The sequence below is a fragment of the Agromyces sp. NPDC058126 genome, from assembly GCF_042884595.1.
GTDB lineage: Bacteria > Actinomycetota > Actinomycetes > Actinomycetales > Microbacteriaceae > Agromyces.
On the sequence record NZ_JBHVTS010000002.1, the window covers coordinates 12,275 to 27,629 of the forward strand.

Below are 15,355 nucleotides of genomic sequence, written 5' to 3' on the forward strand. Positions count from 1 at the left end.
GCGTCCGCGGATGCGACGATAGAGGGATGCCCTCCGACTCATTCCCGCCCGTCGAGGAACTCGCCATCGCCCGACTGGTGGGCCCGTTGAGCCTCAGCCGCGGACGAACCGTCGAGCGTTCGGGCGCCGTCGAGGAGCTCGTCTGGGAGGCCTCCGGATTCCGGCTCGGCGCCGTCGTCCGGGGCAGCTCGGCGGAGTCGTACCGGGTGAACGTCCGACTCGACCTCGGCTTCCCGGGACGGACGACGATCCTGTCCGGCACCTGCAGCTGCCCCGTCGGGCGCAACTGCAAGCACGTCGCGGCGGTGCTGCTCGCCTCGGCCGAGCGCCACAAGCAGGAGGCCGCGGCGCCGGCGCCGGGTCTCGACGACGCCACGGGGCAGGGCTGGCGTGCCGAACTCGAGGCGCTGACGGCTGCCGCCGTCCGCGGCGCCGCGGAGACGGTGCCGCGTCAGCCGCTCGCCCTGCAGTTCGAGTTGCGCGAGCGCATCGCGCGACGCGGCGGCGGTGCCAGGCAGGCGGGGCGCGACGAGCCGGCGACCACCGAGGCGTCGGTCGACCGTCTCGCCGTGCGCCCGGTGACCCGAGGTGCGCGCGGCGGCTGGATCAAGGCGAACCTGACGTGGCAGAACGTCGGCTTCCAGGGGGCCGCGGGCGGGTTCGACCCGCGCCAGGCGCGCTGGTTCGGGGAGTTCTCGGTCCTGAAGGGGGCGCGGCACTCGGCCTTCGCCGAGTACGGCTCGGCGTGGATCTCGCTCGACGAGTACGAGAGCTCCACGCTCTGGGCGCTCTTCGAGCAGGCCGCAGCCCTCGGCATCGCCCTCGTCGGCTCGACCGCGCAGACGGAGGTGGTGATCGGCGACGCCGCGGAGATCAGCCTGGACGCGCGCGCAGCCGAGGACCACTCGACCGAGGCCGAGGCCGGCACCGACGCCTCGACGACCGCTCCCCCGACGCCTGCGGGCCTCGAGCTCGCACCCACCGTCTCGGTCGACGGCGAACGCCACCCGAGCCGCCGGGCGCGCCTCGTGGGCGACCATGGGGTCTACACCTTCGACTTCGCCAGGGGCAAGATCACCCTCGCGCCGCTGTCGACCACGCTGACCCCGGCCGCCCGCGCCGTGGTGCGACGCGGCGACCCCATCGTGGTGCCCGCCGCCGAGGTCGCCGACTTCGCCCGCGACGAATACCCGCGGCTCGCTCGCGCCGTCCGCATCGCGAGCGACGACCCGGCGGTCGAGCTGCCCGCGCTTCCGCCCGCGACCCTCGTCGCCACCGTGACGCACGAGCCGGGCCACCTGCTGCGCCTCGGGTGGGAGTGGGAGACCGACGGCGGTCGACGCCTCCCCTTCGACGCGCCCGACGCCGAGTTCCACGACCCCGCGCGCGAGCGCCGGCCTGCGGCGCTCGCCGCCGAGCTCACCGCGGGCGAGTCGACGGGCGCGGCGCTGCTCCGAACGCCCCGCGCCCTCGGCGCGCGCGATCGGCGCGAGCCCGGCGCCCAGGCATCCGCGGGCCTTCGCCCCGTGGTCGTCCTGCGCGGCGTCGAGGCCGCCGAGTTCTCTACCCGCGTGCTGCCGCAGCTGGAGGCGCTCGAGCACCTGCGGGTCGACGTCGTGGGCGAGGCGCCCGAGTACCGCGAGCTCACCGAGGCGCCGAAGCTCAGCGTGACGACCGTCGAGAGCGAGCGCACCGACTGGTTCGACCTCGGGGTGGTCGTCACGGTCGAGGGCAAGAAGGTGCCGTTCGGACCGCTGTTCAGCGCGCTCTCGCACGGTCGCAAGAAGCTCCTCCTCGTCGACGGCAGCTACCTCTCGCTCGACCAGCCCGTGTTCGCACCGCTCCGCGAACTCCTCGAGGAGGCCGGCACGCTCGACGAGTGGGAGGGCGGCGAACTGCCGATCCACCGCACGCAGGCGAGCCTCTGGGCCGAGTTCGAGGACCTCGCCGACGAGTCGGCGGCTGCGGTCTCGTGGCGGGAGACCGTCGCGGGCCTCAACGCGCCCGAGGGCATCGAGCCGATCCCGCAGCCCGAGGGTTTCGCGATCGAGCTGCGCCCGTACCAGCTCGAGGGCTTCCGCTGGCTCGCCTTCCTCCACCGGCACGGGCTCGGCGGCATCCTCGCCGACGACATGGGCCTCGGCAAGACGGCGCAGACGCTCGCGCTCGTCGCGCATTCGAAGGGGCAGCCGGATGCCTCGGCGCCGCCGTTCCTCGTCGTGGCCCCGACATCGGTGGTGTCGAACTGGGAGCGCGAGGCCGCGCGATTCGCGCCCGGGCTGCGCGTCGTGACCGTGACCGCGACGCAGGCCGCGAGCCGTCGCCGCCTCGAGGACGTGATCTCAGGAGCCGATCTCGTCGTCACGAGCTACGCGATCCTCCGCCTCGACGCCGCGGCGTTCGCCGAACCCGACTGGTCGGGGCTCGTGCTCGACGAGGCCCAGTTCGTGAAGAACGGCAACTCGAAGGCGAACCAGGCCGCCCGGGACATCCGAGCGCCGTTCAGGCTCGCCGTGACCGGTACCCCCGTCGAGAACAACCTCATGGAGCTGTGGGCGCTGCTGCGCATCGTCGCCCCCGGCCTGTTCCCCTCGGGCCGGGCCTTCGCCGAGCGGTACCGCCGGCCCATCGAGATCGACCACAACGCCGAACGGCTGGCCACGCTCCGCCGCCGCATCCGACCGCTGGTGCTGCGTCGCACGAAGGAGCTCGTCGCCCCCGAGCTGCCCGAGAAGCAGGAGCAGGTGCTCCAGGTCGCGCTCGATCCGGCCCACCGCCGCATCTACGACACCTTCCTGCAACGCGAGCGCCAGAAGCTGCTCGGCCTCATCGGCGACCTCGACCGCAACCGCTTCACGGTGTTCCGGTCGCTCACGCTCCTGCGCATGCTGAGCCTGCACGCGGCCCTCATCGACTCCGAGCAGTACGCCGACGTCCCGTCGGCGAAGCTCGACGCCCTCTTCGACCAGCTCGACGAGGTCATCGCCGAAGGGCACCGGGCGCTCGTCTTCAGCCAGTTCACCTCGTTCCTCGAACTGGCCGCCGCGCGGCTCGACGCGGCCGGCGTGCCGTACGCCTACCTCGACGGCTCGACCCGCCGCCGCAGCGAGGTCATCGACCGCTTCCGCACGGGCGACGCACCCGTGTTCCTCATCAGCCTCAAGGCGGGCGGTTTCGGGCTCAACCTCACCGAGGCCGACTACGTGTTCCTCCTCGACCCGTGGTGGAATCCCGCCAGCGAGGCGCAGGCGGTCGATCGCGCCCACCGCATCGGCCAGTCGAAGACCGTCATGGTCTACCGCATGGTCGCGGAGGGCACGATCGAGGAGAAGGTGATGGCGCTCAAGGCGAAGAAGGCCGCGCTCGTGTCGTCGCTCATGGACGACGACGAGCTGTTCAGCGAGTCGCTCACGGCCGACGACCTGCGGGGGCTCATCGGCGGGTGAGCCGGGCCGACCGGCCGCGTCGTGGCGGGCGCCCGAGTCGGAGAAGGGCCGCCGGGCCGGCGAGGGGGAATCGCCGACCCGGCCATCACCGGACCACGCGGGTAGGTCGCGAACCCGGCGATGGCGTACGCCCGATGGCACACGCGTCGCAAGGCGAGGAAGAGAGTGTTGCCCCCCGGATCCCTTCCCCGTCGCACTCCGTGGTGACGGTACTGAGGAGGCGATGTACCCGAAACATCGTCGCCGCCGTCGCTGCGGAGTCCTCCGAGCGTAGCATCGTGGATCCCCCCGTTCGGGGGCGGACACGCGCCGAACGTCCCGAATCGATCTACCAGGCCGTCGACTGCGGAGCGCTCACCCATCGGTGCCCCTGGAGGGACTCGAACCCCCAACCTGCTCCTTAGGACGGAGTTGCTCTTCCATTGAGCTACAGAGGCCGGTCGTACGAGTCTATGGCACTCCGGTAGCGTGATCGGCGGCGCACGGCGTGCGCGTGGACGTGCGGCCCTGCCGCGGGAACGGAGACGGCAGTGGTCGAGGCGGGCACGACGAGGTTCTGGGTCGGTGCGTCGACGGTCGGGGCGCTGGGGTCGCCGGCGCGCGGCATCCGCTCGCTCGACCTCGACGCCGAGGGGCGGGCCACCCTGGGCGAGCCGATCGACGTGGGGCCGAACCCCATGTTCCTCGCGATCTCGGCGGCCGCGGGCGTGCTCGGCATCGTGCACGAACTCGCCGACGGCCGCATCTCGAGCTGGACCTTCGAGGGCGACGGGCTCGCGCCGTTCAGCCGCATCGGCGTCACGGGCGGCGACCCGTGCCACCTCGCGTTCACCGAGTCGGGCGAGCTCGCCTTCGCCGCCAACTACTCTGGGCACCGCGTGACCGTGCACCCGCTCGCACCCGACGCCTCGGCCGACACCGTGCTCGAGGCCGGGTTCTCGGGCACCGGGCCGAACGCCGATCGACAGACCGGCTCGCACCCGCACCAGGCGGTGCTCGACCACGACCGCGATCGGCTGCTCGTCCCCGATCTCGGCGCCGACCGCATCCGCGTCATCGGCCTCGGCCGTCTGCCCGAGGCGCTCGAGCGCGATGAGCGCGCCGACATCGTGATCCATCCGGGCGCGGGTCCGCGCCACCTCGTGATCTCGGGCGACCTGGCGGTCACGGCGAACGAACTCGATCGCACGGCGAGCCTCATCGACCTCGTCGAGGGCCGCGAGCTCGCCTGGTTCCCGATCGGGCCCGAGACCGAGCCGCGCGGCCTCGGCTGCTCGGCGATCAAGCTCACCCACGGCGGCATCGTGCTCATCGGCGACCGCGATGCCGATGCGCTCCGCGGCCTCCGCCTCGATGCCCGGGCACGCACCCTCGAACTCGTGGGCACCGTGGCCACCGGCGGACGGCATCCGCGGGACCTCGAGCTCAGCCGCGACGAGCGGTTCGCGCTCGTCGCCGATCAGGGGTCCGACTCGATCGCGATCATCGCGCTCGATGAGGAGGGCGTGCCTCTCGAGGTCGTCGACACGGTCGCGACGCCCGCGCCCGCGTGCCTCGCCCGGGTGCCCTAGGCGCGCCGCGGCTCGCGCCCACCCCGCCCTGCGCTCACGCCGAGAGACCCCGACGGGATCAGGCCGGCGGGTACAGGTACAGCGCGTCGCCCGCGGGGATCGTGCGCTGGTGGTACGAGTGGTCGGAGTTCTGGTTGTACTCCTCGATGTTCACGGAGCCGTCGCTGTTGATCGACTGCACGTAGGCGACGTGGTTGTACGGGAACCAGGCCACCGCGCCGACCACGGGGGTGCTCGACGTCGGCCAGCCGTGGCTCACCCATTCGTCGGCCCAGGCGTAGGCGCTGCCCGAGGCGAGGTTCGACCAGTCCCACTTCCACGGGGCGCTCGTCACGCCGGCGTCGCGGTTGAGTCGCCAGGCGACGAAGTCGACGCACTCGCGGTAGTAGTAGCGCAGGGGCGAGAGCCCGCCGCCGTAGTCGTCGGGCAGCTGGTCCCACCAGGGGTAGTCGTCACCCTCGGCCCTGACGGTGTACAGCGCGTAGCTGCCGCCGCCGCGCGAGGCGAGCTCGGACGCCCACTGCGCCCGCTCGGCCTCCTCGGCCGCCAACCGCGCCTCTTCGATCGAGGCCTTCGTGGTCACCGCGTAGCCGTCGGAGACGATCGGCGCGCCGCTCGCGAGGGCGCCGACCGAGACGTCCTGCGCCTCGGCGACGCTCAGGCTGAACTCGCCGGATGCCCCGAACTCGGCGCCGCCCGGAATGATGGCGTAGGCCGGAAGGGCGACGGTGCCGACGATCGCGGGAACGACGAGCACCGTGGCGAGCACCCGCATCGGGCCGTTGCGTCGCGGTGCCCGAGGGGACGGGACGACCGGCTCAGGGCGTCGACGACGACCATGCTCAGGATCTCGGGGGGCGGTCCGCACCCGACCTACCATAGGGCACTGCGGCGATCTTTGTCACGATGACGCACCGGAGCCCCTGGGCGCTGCACCGATCGTGCGCCTCGGGCGAGAATCGACGGCCGATCGGAGTTCAGGCGGCGGTGGCGAGGTACTCGCTCCACTGCGGCAGCGGCCGCTCGACGCCGCGGACCGCCCAGCTGCGACCGTTGGGCATCCTCGGAGTGAAGCGCAGCTCCCAGCCCATCTCGGCCGGTGTGCGGTCGCTCTTCGTGTTGTTGCAGCGCAGGCAGCACGCGACGAGGTTCTCCCAGGTGTCGCGACCGCCTCGCGAGCGCGGCAGCACGTGATCGATCGTGGCGGCGGACCGCCCGCAGTATGCGCAGCGGTGGTCATCGCGGCGCAGCACCCCGCGCCGGCTCACCGGCACCTGATGCGAGCGCGGCGCACGAACGTACCGCGTCAGGAGGATGACGCTCGGTCTGTCCCAACTGCCGCTCGCGGCGCACACCGGATTGCCCTCCTCGCGGAGGATGACGGTCGCCTTCTGGTTCATCACGAGCAGGAGCGCCCGTTTGAAGGAGACGACGGCGAGCGGTTCATATCCGGCGTTGAGCACGAGAGTGCGCATGGGGGGCCTTCCGATCGGGGCTGGATGGCTTCCAGCCGCGTGCAGGACTCGACGATCCGACGGCGCCCCCGATGGGCGAGGACCTGCGGGCGGAGGCTTCGCCGAACACACCCGGGGAACGAAAAACGGGCACCGTCATGAAGACAGTGCCCGTCGGCGCGTTCGCGCGGATGGTACTCGGCTGACTGCTGCGCCGTTGGTGGAATTGCGCGCGCGCACCCGTGGAATGGATGCTGTGCGCCTTCACCATCGGCTTCACCTGCCCGGTATCTCGGATCGTCAGGGTTTCAGGCTAAGGCACGAACGGCGCCCCGGGAACTCCCGGCGCGCCGTTCGTCGCGTGCAGGACACGCGGTGTTCACGTTCAGATGCCGATGCGCACGATCGAGTAGTCGCTCGTCCAGATGGGCTGGACGCGCACCGAGGCGCCCTCGTAGGGCGCGTGCAGGATCATTCCGTCGCCGGCGTAGAAGCCGTCGTGGCCGTCCATGATCACGAGGTCGCCCGGCTGCGCATCGGCCTCGGAGATGACCGTGCCCATCGCGCCCTGCCCGGCGGACGAGTGGGGCATGCTGACGCCGAACTGCGCGTACACGTACATGACGAAGCCGGAGCAGTCGAAGCCCGCGGGCGTCGCACCGCCGTAGACGTAGGGGGTGCCGATGTACTGCGTCGCCACGCTGTACACGCTCGCGAGGTCGAAGCTCGGGTACGGCGGGTTCGCGAGGAAGTCGCCGACCGAAGGCCCGTCGTACGATGCCGCGTACGAGGTCATCGCGTTCTCCGCGGCGACGCGGGCCGCCTCGGCGGCAGCGGCCGCCTCGGCGGCAGCGCGGATCTCCTCGCCGGAGACCGTCGCGTAGCCGTCATCCGTGACGGGCGCCGCGATGACGTCGTCGGTGACCTCGACCGACTGGGCCTGGGCCTTCGACAGGCGGGTCGCGTCGGTCTCGCCGAACTGCGGGCCGACGCTGCCCGGAGCGATGGCGTAAGCCGGGATCGCGAGCGTGCCGACGATGCCGGCCGCGGCCGTCATCACGAGGATGTTCGCGAGGCCGCCGCGGCGAAGTCGCCTGGTCGACGGCAGTGCCTTCGGGGCGACCGCGTCGGCGAGGTCCTGGGTCTGGGGGGTTGTGGGGGAAGCGGGGGCCTTCGAAGCGATGATCGCCTTCGTCGCGGCCCCGCGAGCGCGGGTCCTGGTGGGACGGCGCCGGGAGAGTCGAGCCAAGATGTAACCTCCGTCGCCCCACGACACCTGGATGTCGTCTCACCTGATGCGCGCAGGGCGCCTCACGGGTTCCGGGTCGAGCGGTGAGCGCTGGGAGCGTCTCGACCCTGGTCCTCCAGCTGGCTTCGTGCCGGTGGACTCGTACGAGGGTACGCGAGCCCGGCCCGATTGTCACATTTCGATCACGGCGCGGCTGGAATCGCCCGTTCCACGGGCACGGCGCGGCTCGAATCAGACGCTGATGAAGAGGTGGCCCGCGACTTCGGTGGGCAGCTCGATGCCGCCATCGGCCCCGTCGACCTCGACGAGCACGTACCCGCCCGCCCGGCTGAAGCTCGCGAGCGCGCCGGGCATCACGCCGGCCTGCTTGAGCTGGCCGAGGAGTTCGGGGTCGAACTGCACGGGCTCGCCGAGCCGGCGCACGGTGCCGCGCACGGGCTCATCGCGGTCGGCGACCGCATCGACGACGTTCACGACGCCCGTCATGAACGGATCGGCCGGCGGCAGACCGAGTTCTTCGAGACCCGGGATGGGGTTGCCGTACGGCGACTCCTTCGGCCCTCCGAGGATCTCGATGAGACGACGCTCGACCTGCTCGCTCATGACGTGCTCCCAGCGACAGGCCTCGTCGTGTACGTACTCCCATTCGAGCCCGATGACGTCGGCCAGCAGACGCTCGGCGAGGCGGTGCTTGCGCATGACGTGCACGGCCTTGCTGCGGCCCTCGGAGGTGAGTTCGAGGTGGCGGTCGCCGGACACGACGACGAGCCCGTCGCGCTCCATGCGGGCGACGGTCTGCGAGACGGTCGGGCCGGAGTGACCGAGACGCTCGGAGATGCGCGCCCGCAGCGGCACGATGTTCTCCTCTTCGAGGTCGAGGATCGTGCGCAGGTACATCTCGGTCGTATCGATCAGATCGGTCACGCGGTATCCTCCCGTTTGCGTCGCAGCCCGTCATCAAGCCTAGCGGCCACCACCGCCTCGCTAGACTCTTCGCATGCCGAGCCTCGTGATCCCCGCTGACCTGCTGCCCGCCGACGGACGCTTCGGCTGCGGACCGTCGAAGGTCCGCCCCGAGCAGCTCGCGCACCTGGCGGAGGTCGGTCCGGCCCTGCTCGGCACCTCGCACCGCCAGGCGCCCGTGAAGAACCTCGTCGGCCGAGTGCGCCGCGGCCTCGCCGAGCTGTTCTCGCTCCCCGAGGGCTACGAAGTCGTGCTCGGCAACGGCGGCTCGACCGCGTTCTGGGATTCGGCCGCCGTCTCGCTCATCGAGCGCCGCGCCCAGCTCGCCTCCTTCGGCGAGTTCGGAGCGAAGTTCGCGAAGGCCGCCGGGGCGCCCTGGCTCGAGGCGCCCGAGGTGCGCACCGCCGCGCCCGGCACGAGCGCGCGCACCGAGGCCGCCGCGGGCTTCGACGTCTACGCGTGGCCGCAGAACGAGACGTCGACCGGCGTGCAGGCGCCCGTCGCGCGCGTCGCGGGCGACGCCGGCGCGCTCACCGTCATCGATGCGACGAGCGCCGCCGGCGGTGCCGCCGTCGACGCCCGCGAGTTCGACGTCTACTACTTCGCGCCGCAGAAGAACTTCGCGGCCGACGGCGGGCTGTGGTTCGCGCTCATGTCGCCCGCCGCGATCGAGCGGGTCGAGCGCGTCGCCGCGTCCGGCCGGTACATCCCCGAGTTCCTCTCGCTGAAGAACGCGGTCGACAACTCGCGACTCGACCAGACGCTGAACACCCCCGCGCTCGCGACCCTCCTCCTCATGGAGAACCAGATCGACTGGATCAACGCGTCGGGCGGCCTCACCTGGGCCGACGCGCGCACCCGCGAATCCTCCGGGCTGCTGTACGAGTGGGCCGAGGCCTCGAGCGTCGCGACGCCGTTCGTCGCCGATCCCGCCGACCGCTCGCAGGTCGTCGTGACGATCGACTTCGACGACTCGGTCGACGCGTCGGCGATCTCGAGGGTGCTGCGCGAGAACGGCGTCGTCGACACCGAGCCGTACCGCAAGCTCGGCCGCAACCAGCTTCGCATCGCCACCTTCACGGCCATCGAGCCCGACGACGTCCGCAAGCTCATCGCCTCGATCGACCACGTCCTCGAGCGGATCGGCTGACCGGGTGCGCCTCTGGCTCAGCGAGGAGGAGCGCCGCCCCGATCCGGCGCCCGCGCGGGCCGACGCGCGCAAGGCGCTGGTCGCCGGCACGATCGGATGGCTCGTGGTGGCCGTCGGCTGCCTCGTCTTCCGCGACGCGCTCGACGCCGCCGGGCTCGGGTGGGTCCTCATGGCGGCGCTCGTCGGCGTCGCACTCGGGGTCGTCGGGATCGTCGTCGTGCAGGTGATCCGTCGGCGCGCTCAGCCGCGCGACGACGGATCCGACGTCTCCGCCTGAGCCCCGATCACGCCGTCGGCGTCGCCTCGTCCTCGAGGTGGTCCGCGTCGTCGTCGTCGTCCTCGTCCTCGAGGTGGTCCGCATCGTCCACGTCGTCATCGTCGTGGTCCGCATCGTCCACGTCGTCATCGTCGTCGACGTCGAGCGCGTCGATGTCGATCCCGTCGAACGCGTCGTCGTCGTGCGACAGCCCGTCGTCGTCCGAATCGTCGTCCTCGTCGGCGTCGTCCTCGGCGTCGTCGTCCTCGTCGGAGTCCTCGTCTGCCTCGCCGTCGAGGTCGTCGTCCTCGTCGGGTTCCTCCTCGAACTCGTCGGCCTCGTCGTCGCCGGCCGCGGCGGCGAGCTCGGCGGCGGCCTGCTGGGCTGCCCGGTACTCGGCCAGGCGCTCCGACCACGGCACCCACTCGGGCGCGAGCAGCGCCTGCTCTCCCGGCATCAGCTCGGTCTCGAGCACCGTCGGCTCCGCATCGTCGACGCGGGCGATCGTCACGCTCCACCGCCAGCCGGGATAGCCCGCGAGGTCGGAGGCGAACAGCAGGCTCAGCACGTGCTCGCCCTCGACGATGTGCCCGATGACCGACCCCACCGTCTCGGGCGCGGTCGCCTCGAGCAGCGCGCGCCGCGCGAGGTCGACCGAGGCGAGCAGCGCCTCGTCGGCGACGGGCGGCGCCGTCTCGACGACGACGTCGGCCGAGTCATCCGAGCCGGAGATCTCGGCTGCGTCGTGCGGGTCGACGGACGCGTCCAATCGGATCGCCTCGGTCTCGGCCGCGGACTCGGCCGCGGACTCGTCGGCGGCCGGCAGGTGGGTGTCGGGGGTCTCAGGCATCCAGATCGTCAGCCACCTTGCGGAGCACCGCGGCGACGGTGCGCGCCTTGGACTTCTCGGGGTAGCGCCCTCGTCGGAGGTCGGCGCCGATGCCGTCGAGCACCTTCACGACGTCCTCGACGATGATCGCCATGTCGTCGGCGGGCTTGCGGTGGATCTTGGTGAGGCTCACGGGCGTGTCGATCACCCGCACGGAGAGCGCCTGCGCGCCCCGCTTGCCCTCGGCGATGCCGAACTCGAGACGGCTGCCCGCCCGCACGGTCGCGCCGGCGGGGAGGGCGGATGCATGGAGGAAGACCTCCTGGCCGTCATCGCCGCTGATGAAGCCGAAGCCCTTGTCCTCGTCGTAGAACTTGACCTTGCCGGTGGGCATCGTGGAAACCTCGCTTATACGTCTCACGGCGCGCCGAAATCAACGCGCCGTTCTCCCCCCAGTCTAGAGTGACGTCCCCCGTACCGAGGCCTCCTGCCCTATTCTTGACGAGTGAGCGATTCCGGCCCTATCACCGAGCATCGCGCCGAGCGCATCCTCGCCGTCATGTTCGCGACGATCGTCGGCCTGTCGATCGTCGCCTTCTTCGTGGTCATGATCGGCACGGCGAACGGCGCGGCCGCCGACGACGGCTTCAGCCAGGGCGCCTGGCCGTTCATCATCATGCTCCCGTGGTTCGGCCTGCCGATCGCGTTCCTCCTCCTGATCGTGCTGCTCATCCTCAACAGCGTGCGACGTTCCCGCGAAGCCCGAGCCGGATCGAGCTGAGCGGAGACGATGCTCGAACTCGCCGCACGACTCCGCGAGCTGACGCGAGATGATCTCGCCGCAGCACTGCGGACGCGCGAGTTCGAGACCTCCGGCATCCACGACCTCTTCGACCTCGCCGAGGCGCTCCTCGCGCAGGACTCGCTCGACCAGGCGATCGGCCGGCTCGACCGACGCCACCTCGCGGTGCTCGCCGTGACCTCCGCCATCGCGGACGCCGCCGGCGGCAGCACGGTCGAGGCGGTCCGGGGCGAACTCGCCGCGCTGGGCGCCACGAGCACACGGGTGGAGGCCACGGGCGAGCTGATGGACGACCTGTCCGCGTCACTCCTCGTCGTGCGACGGGACGCTCGGGTCCACGTGCCGGCCGCCGTCGCGGCGCGGCTCGTGCCGCGGCTCGGCGACGACCTGCCGACCGCCGGCGATCTCGCGGCCCCGGCCCCGCCGGTGCTCGTGCCGAGCGACTCGGTCGACCGGAGCCTGCTCGAACGGCGCTCCTCCGATGCCGCGTACGCGACCGTGACGGCGACGGCCGAGCTGCTCGCCGCCCTGGGGGCCCAACCCGCCCGCGAGCTCGCGAAGGGCGGGCTCGCCCTGCCCGACTCGAAGCGGCTCTCGGAGGCGAGCGGCACCGAGCTCGACGCACTCCCCCGGCTCTTCCGGCGAGCCGACGAGGCCGGTCTCGTCGTGCGCGACGGGGCATTCTGGCTCGAGTCCGACCGCGGCGCGGCCTGGTCGCTCGAGTCCGCGCGGGGCCGCTGGCTGCAGCTGGCCGAGTTCTGGCGTGCGCGCATCCCCGAGACGCTGCGCCGCCTCGTCGCCCGCCGGAGCGACCCGCTGACCGCGACCGCCCTGCGCGACGACGTGCGCTGGCTCTACCCGGCGGGCGGATCCTGGCTCGACGACGGCCTCGAGCGGCTCTTCGGCGAGGCTGAGTCGCTCGGCCTCGCCGTGGCGGGCGAACCGGTCGAGGCGGGTCGGCTCGTGCTCGGCGGCGAGCTCGACCGGGCCGCCGACCTCGTCGCCGCCCACTTCCCCGCGCAGGTCGACCGCGTCTACCTGCAGCACGACCTCTCGATCGTCGCGCCCGGGCCGCTCGAGCCGGCGCTCGACGGCCGGCTCCGCGGCGTCGCCGACGTCGAGGGTCGCGACCTCGCCTCGACGTATCGCGTGAGCGCGGCATCCGTGAACCGCGGACTCGCCGCCGGCGAGACCGCCGAATCCATCCTCGAGTTCCTCGGCGGGCTCTCGCTCACCGGCATCCCGCAGCCGCTCGCCTACCTCGTCGCCGAGGCCGCCGAGCGGTTCGGGGCGGTGCGCGTGTCGAGCGCCGCCGAGTCCGATGCCCCCGCACGGGCCTCGATCCGCTCCGACGACGAGCAGCTCATCCGCACGCTCGCGGTCGACCAGTCGATCTCCTCGCTCGCCCTGCGCCAGAGCGGCCCGCACCGGCTGCTCTCCCGGTTCGCCCCCGACGTCGTGTTCTGGGCGCTGTCCGATGCGAAGTACCCCGTCGCCGCCGAGGACGCGGCGGGTGAGATCATCCGGCTGCAGCGGCACCGGCTCGCCCCCGCCCCGGTCGTCGCGCCGACGCCCGACCCGATCGCGGCGCTGCTCGACCGCATGGCCGAGGAGCAGACCGGCGGCGATGCCGAGCAGGCGTGGCTCGCGCGTCAGCTCGAGGCGGCCGCCCGCTCGAAGGAGACGCTGACGGTGACCGTGCGGATGCCGGGCGGCGACACCGCCGACTACCTCCTCGCACCCGCGAGCGTCGCGAACGGCCGGCTGCGCGCGCGCGACCGCAAGGCCGACATCGAGCGCACCCTCCCGATCTCGGCGATCGCGGCCGTCGCACCCGCGCCCGCCGAGTTCTGAGACGCCGGCCGGCAACGTTCCCGGGGCCGACGCGCCCGGGCGACCTGCCCGGCCGCCCTCCCACCGCACGGGCGTAGACTCGACGGTTATGTCAGACGGCCCCCTCATCGTGCAGAGCGACCGCACCGTGCTGCTCGAGGTCGCGCATCCGCTCGCCGAAGACGCGAGGCACGACCTCGCGGTGTTCGCCGAGCTCGAGCGCGCCCCCGAACACGTGCACACCTACCGGATCACCCGGCTCGGCCTCTGGAACGCCCGCGCGGCGGGCCACGACGCCGAGGACATGCTCGGCACCCTCGAGCGCTACGCGAAGTTCCCGGTGCCCCAGACGGTCGCCGTCGACATGCGCGAGACCGTCGGCCGCTACGGCCGCCTCGTGATCGACCGCACCGACGAGGGCGAGCTGCGCCTGCACGGCGACGACGTCGCCGTGCTCACCGAGGTCGTCGGCGCACGGAAGATCGCGCCGCTCATCGGCGAACGCGTCGGCGACACGAGCTTCCTCGTCGAGCCGTGGGCGCGCGGGCAGCTCAAGCAGGAGCTCGTGAAGCTCGGATGGCCCGCCGAGGACCTCGCCGGCTACACCCCGGGCACCCCGCACGAGATCGACCTGCAGCAGAACGGCTGGCACCTGCGCGACTACCAGCAGAAAGCGGTCGACAACTTCTTCGAGGGCGGCTCGGGCGTCGTCGTGCTGCCCTGCGGCGCGGGCAAGACGCTCGTCGGCGCGGGCGCGATGGCGACCGCCAAGACGACGACCCTCATCCTCGTCACGAACACCGTGAGCGCCCGGCAGTGGCGCGACGAGCTGCTCAAGCGCACGAGCCTCACCGCCGACGAGATCGGCGAGTACTCGGGGCAGGTGAAGGAGGTCAAGCCGGTCACGATCGCGACTTACCAGATCCTCACGGCGAAGCGGAAGGGCGAGTACGCCCACCTGGCCCTGCTCGACGCCCTCGACTGGGGGCTCGTGGTCTACGACGAGGTGCACCTGCTGCCGGCACCGGTCTTCAAGCTCACCGCCGAGCTGCAGGCCCGCCGGAGGCTCGGCCTCACGGCGACCCTCGTGCGCGAGGACGGCCGCGAGGGCGACGTGTTCTCGCTCATCGGCCCCAAGCGCTTCGATGCGCCGTGGAAGGAGATCGAGGCGCAGGGCTTCATCTCGCCCGCGGCCTGCTTCGAGGTGCGTATCGACCTCCCGCAGTCCGAGCGGCTCACGTACGCCGCGTCGGCCGACGACGAGCGCTACCGGCTGGCGGCCACCGCGCCGGCGAAGCTCGGCGTGGTGAAGGAGCTCGTCGCACGCCACGCGGGCGAGCGCATCCTCGTGATCGGGCAGTACCTCGACCAGATCGACGAGCTCGCCGAGGCGCTCGGCGCCCCGAAACTGACGGGCTCGACGCCCGTCGACGAACGCGAGCGCCTCTTCCAGGAGTTCCGCGACGGCACGACACCGGTGCTGGTGGTGTCGAAGGTCGCGAACTTCTCGGTCGACCTGCCCGAGGCGACGGTCGCCATCCAGGTGTCGGGCTCGTTCGGGTCGCGCCAGGAGGAGGCGCAGCGCCTCGGCCGGCTGCTGCGCCCGAAGGAGTCGGGTCTCAGCGCCAACTTCTACACGCTCGTCGCCCGCGACACCGTCGACCAGGACTTCGCGCAGAACCGACAGCGGTTCCTCGCCGAGCAGGGTTACTCGTACACGATCCTCGACGCCCACACCCTCGACCCGGCCGCCTGAGCGCACGCGCTCGCGCGACGGCGGCTCGTTTCTGCGACCGAACCCA

General features: G+C 72.1%; 13 protein-coding genes and 1 tRNA gene. 7 read left to right on the plus strand and 7 right to left on the minus strand.

The annotated features are described in order from the left end of the window. Nucleotides 1-26: 26 nt before the first annotated feature. A complete protein-coding gene (locus tag ACFVTR_RS05320; protein ID WP_387035416.1) occupies nucleotides 27-3,446 on the plus strand; it encodes an SNF2-related protein in 3,420 nt (1,139 codons plus the stop codon). A 365-nt stretch (nucleotides 3,447-3,811) separates the two neighbouring features. On the opposite strand, the gene ACFVTR_RS05325 is transcribed toward ACFVTR_RS05320, so the two are convergent. Then, nucleotides 3,812-3,883, minus strand: a tRNA-Arg gene (locus tag ACFVTR_RS05325). 93 nt (nucleotides 3,884-3,976) lie between these two features. Between ACFVTR_RS05325 and ACFVTR_RS05330 the strand changes: the two genes are divergently transcribed. Then, nucleotides 3,977-5,017 carry a lactonase family protein gene (locus ACFVTR_RS05330; RefSeq protein WP_387035417.1) on the plus strand — a complete coding sequence of 347 codons (1,041 nt, stop codon included), beginning with the start codon at nucleotides 3,977-3,979 and terminating at the stop codon, nucleotides 5,015-5,017. Between the two features lie 58 nt (nucleotides 5,018-5,075). Here ACFVTR_RS05330 and ACFVTR_RS05335 read toward each other — a convergent pair whose 3' ends face one another. The 4 genes from ACFVTR_RS05335 to ACFVTR_RS05350 form a co-directional block, all read right to left on the minus strand. Next, nucleotides 5,076-5,792, minus strand: a complete 717-nt coding sequence (locus tag ACFVTR_RS05335; RefSeq protein WP_387035418.1) for a CHAP domain-containing protein — start codon at nucleotides 5,790-5,792, stop codon at nucleotides 5,076-5,078. A 202-nt stretch (nucleotides 5,793-5,994) separates the two neighbouring features. Further along, a complete protein-coding gene (locus tag ACFVTR_RS05340) occupies nucleotides 5,995-6,492 on the minus strand; it encodes an HNH endonuclease (RefSeq protein WP_376944549.1) in 498 nt (165 codons plus the stop codon). A gap of 364 nt (nucleotides 6,493-6,856) precedes the next feature. Next, the gene (locus ACFVTR_RS05345; protein WP_387035420.1) at nucleotides 6,857-7,720 is read right to left on the minus strand and encodes a C40 family peptidase; all 864 of its coding nucleotides are present in this window, start codon (nucleotides 7,718-7,720) and stop codon (nucleotides 6,857-6,859) included. Between the two features lie 231 nt (nucleotides 7,721-7,951). Beyond that, nucleotides 7,952-8,644, minus strand: coding sequence for an iron dependent repressor, metal binding and dimerization domain protein (locus ACFVTR_RS05350; RefSeq protein ID WP_387035421.1), 693 nt, complete (start codon nucleotides 8,642-8,644; stop codon nucleotides 7,952-7,954). A 73-nt stretch (nucleotides 8,645-8,717) separates the two neighbouring features. Between ACFVTR_RS05350 and serC the strand changes: the two genes are divergently transcribed. After that, on the plus strand, nucleotides 8,718-9,833 hold the full coding sequence (gene serC / locus ACFVTR_RS05355) for a phosphoserine transaminase (RefSeq protein WP_387035422.1): 1,116 nt from the start codon (nucleotides 8,718-8,720) through the stop codon (nucleotides 9,831-9,833). A gap of 4 nt (nucleotides 9,834-9,837) precedes the next feature. Then, on the plus strand, nucleotides 9,838-10,110 hold the full coding sequence (locus tag ACFVTR_RS05360) for a DUF2530 domain-containing protein (protein ID WP_387035423.1): 273 nt from the start codon (nucleotides 9,838-9,840) through the stop codon (nucleotides 10,108-10,110). A 7-nt stretch (nucleotides 10,111-10,117) separates the two neighbouring features. Here ACFVTR_RS05360 and ACFVTR_RS05365 read toward each other — a convergent pair whose 3' ends face one another. Both ACFVTR_RS05365 and ACFVTR_RS05370 read right to left on the minus strand, forming a co-directional pair. Next, complete coding sequence (locus ACFVTR_RS05365; RefSeq protein WP_387035424.1) at nucleotides 10,118-10,939, minus strand: DUF3027 domain-containing protein; 822 nt, start codon at nucleotides 10,937-10,939, stop codon at nucleotides 10,118-10,120. Further along, on the minus strand, nucleotides 10,932-11,312 hold the full coding sequence (locus ACFVTR_RS05370; protein WP_157423423.1) for a cold-shock protein: 381 nt from the start codon (nucleotides 11,310-11,312) through the stop codon (nucleotides 10,932-10,934). The genes ACFVTR_RS05365 and ACFVTR_RS05370 overlap by 8 nt, the downstream gene beginning before the upstream one ends. 111 nt (nucleotides 11,313-11,423) lie before the next feature. Between ACFVTR_RS05370 and ACFVTR_RS05375 the strand changes: the two genes are divergently transcribed. From ACFVTR_RS05375 to ACFVTR_RS05385, 3 genes are all read left to right on the plus strand, one after another. Next, a complete protein-coding gene (locus tag ACFVTR_RS05375) occupies nucleotides 11,424-11,699 on the plus strand; it encodes a multidrug ABC transporter ATPase (RefSeq protein ID WP_376944537.1) in 276 nt (91 codons plus the stop codon). A gap of 9 nt (nucleotides 11,700-11,708) precedes the next feature. Further along, a complete protein-coding gene (locus ACFVTR_RS05380) occupies nucleotides 11,709-13,574 on the plus strand; it encodes a helicase-associated domain-containing protein (RefSeq protein WP_387035426.1) in 1,866 nt (621 codons plus the stop codon). A gap of 88 nt (nucleotides 13,575-13,662) precedes the next feature. Beyond that, nucleotides 13,663-15,309 (plus strand): DNA repair helicase XPB, encoded by a 1,647-nt coding sequence (locus ACFVTR_RS05385; RefSeq protein ID WP_387035427.1) that lies wholly within the window; start codon nucleotides 13,663-13,665, stop codon nucleotides 15,307-15,309. Nucleotides 15,310-15,355 lie beyond the last annotated feature (46 nt).

Coding starts and splice junctions, on each gene's coding strand:
- ACFVTR_RS05365 (WP_387035424.1), bottom strand. CDS start 10,939: ATGCCTGAGACCCCCGACACCCACCTGCCGGCCGCCGACGAGTCCGCG.
- ACFVTR_RS05385 (WP_387035427.1), top strand. CDS start 13,663: ATGTCAGACGGCCCCCTCATCGTGCAGAGCGACCGCACCGTGCTGCTC.
- ACFVTR_RS05335 (WP_387035418.1), bottom strand. CDS start 5,792: ATGCGGGTGCTCGCCACGGTGCTCGTCGTTCCCGCGATCGTCGGCACC.
- ACFVTR_RS05320 (WP_387035416.1), top strand. CDS start 27: ATGCCCTCCGACTCATTCCCGCCCGTCGAGGAACTCGCCATCGCCCGA.
- serC (WP_387035422.1), top strand. CDS start 8,718: ATGCCGAGCCTCGTGATCCCCGCTGACCTGCTGCCCGCCGACGGACGC.
- ACFVTR_RS05380 (WP_387035426.1), top strand. CDS start 11,709: ATGCTCGAACTCGCCGCACGACTCCGCGAGCTGACGCGAGATGATCTC.
- ACFVTR_RS05340 (WP_376944549.1), bottom strand. CDS start 6,492: ATGCGCACTCTCGTGCTCAACGCCGGATATGAACCGCTCGCCGTCGTC.
- ACFVTR_RS05370 (WP_157423423.1), bottom strand. CDS start 11,312: ATGCCCACCGGCAAGGTCAAGTTCTACGACGAGGACAAGGGCTTCGGC.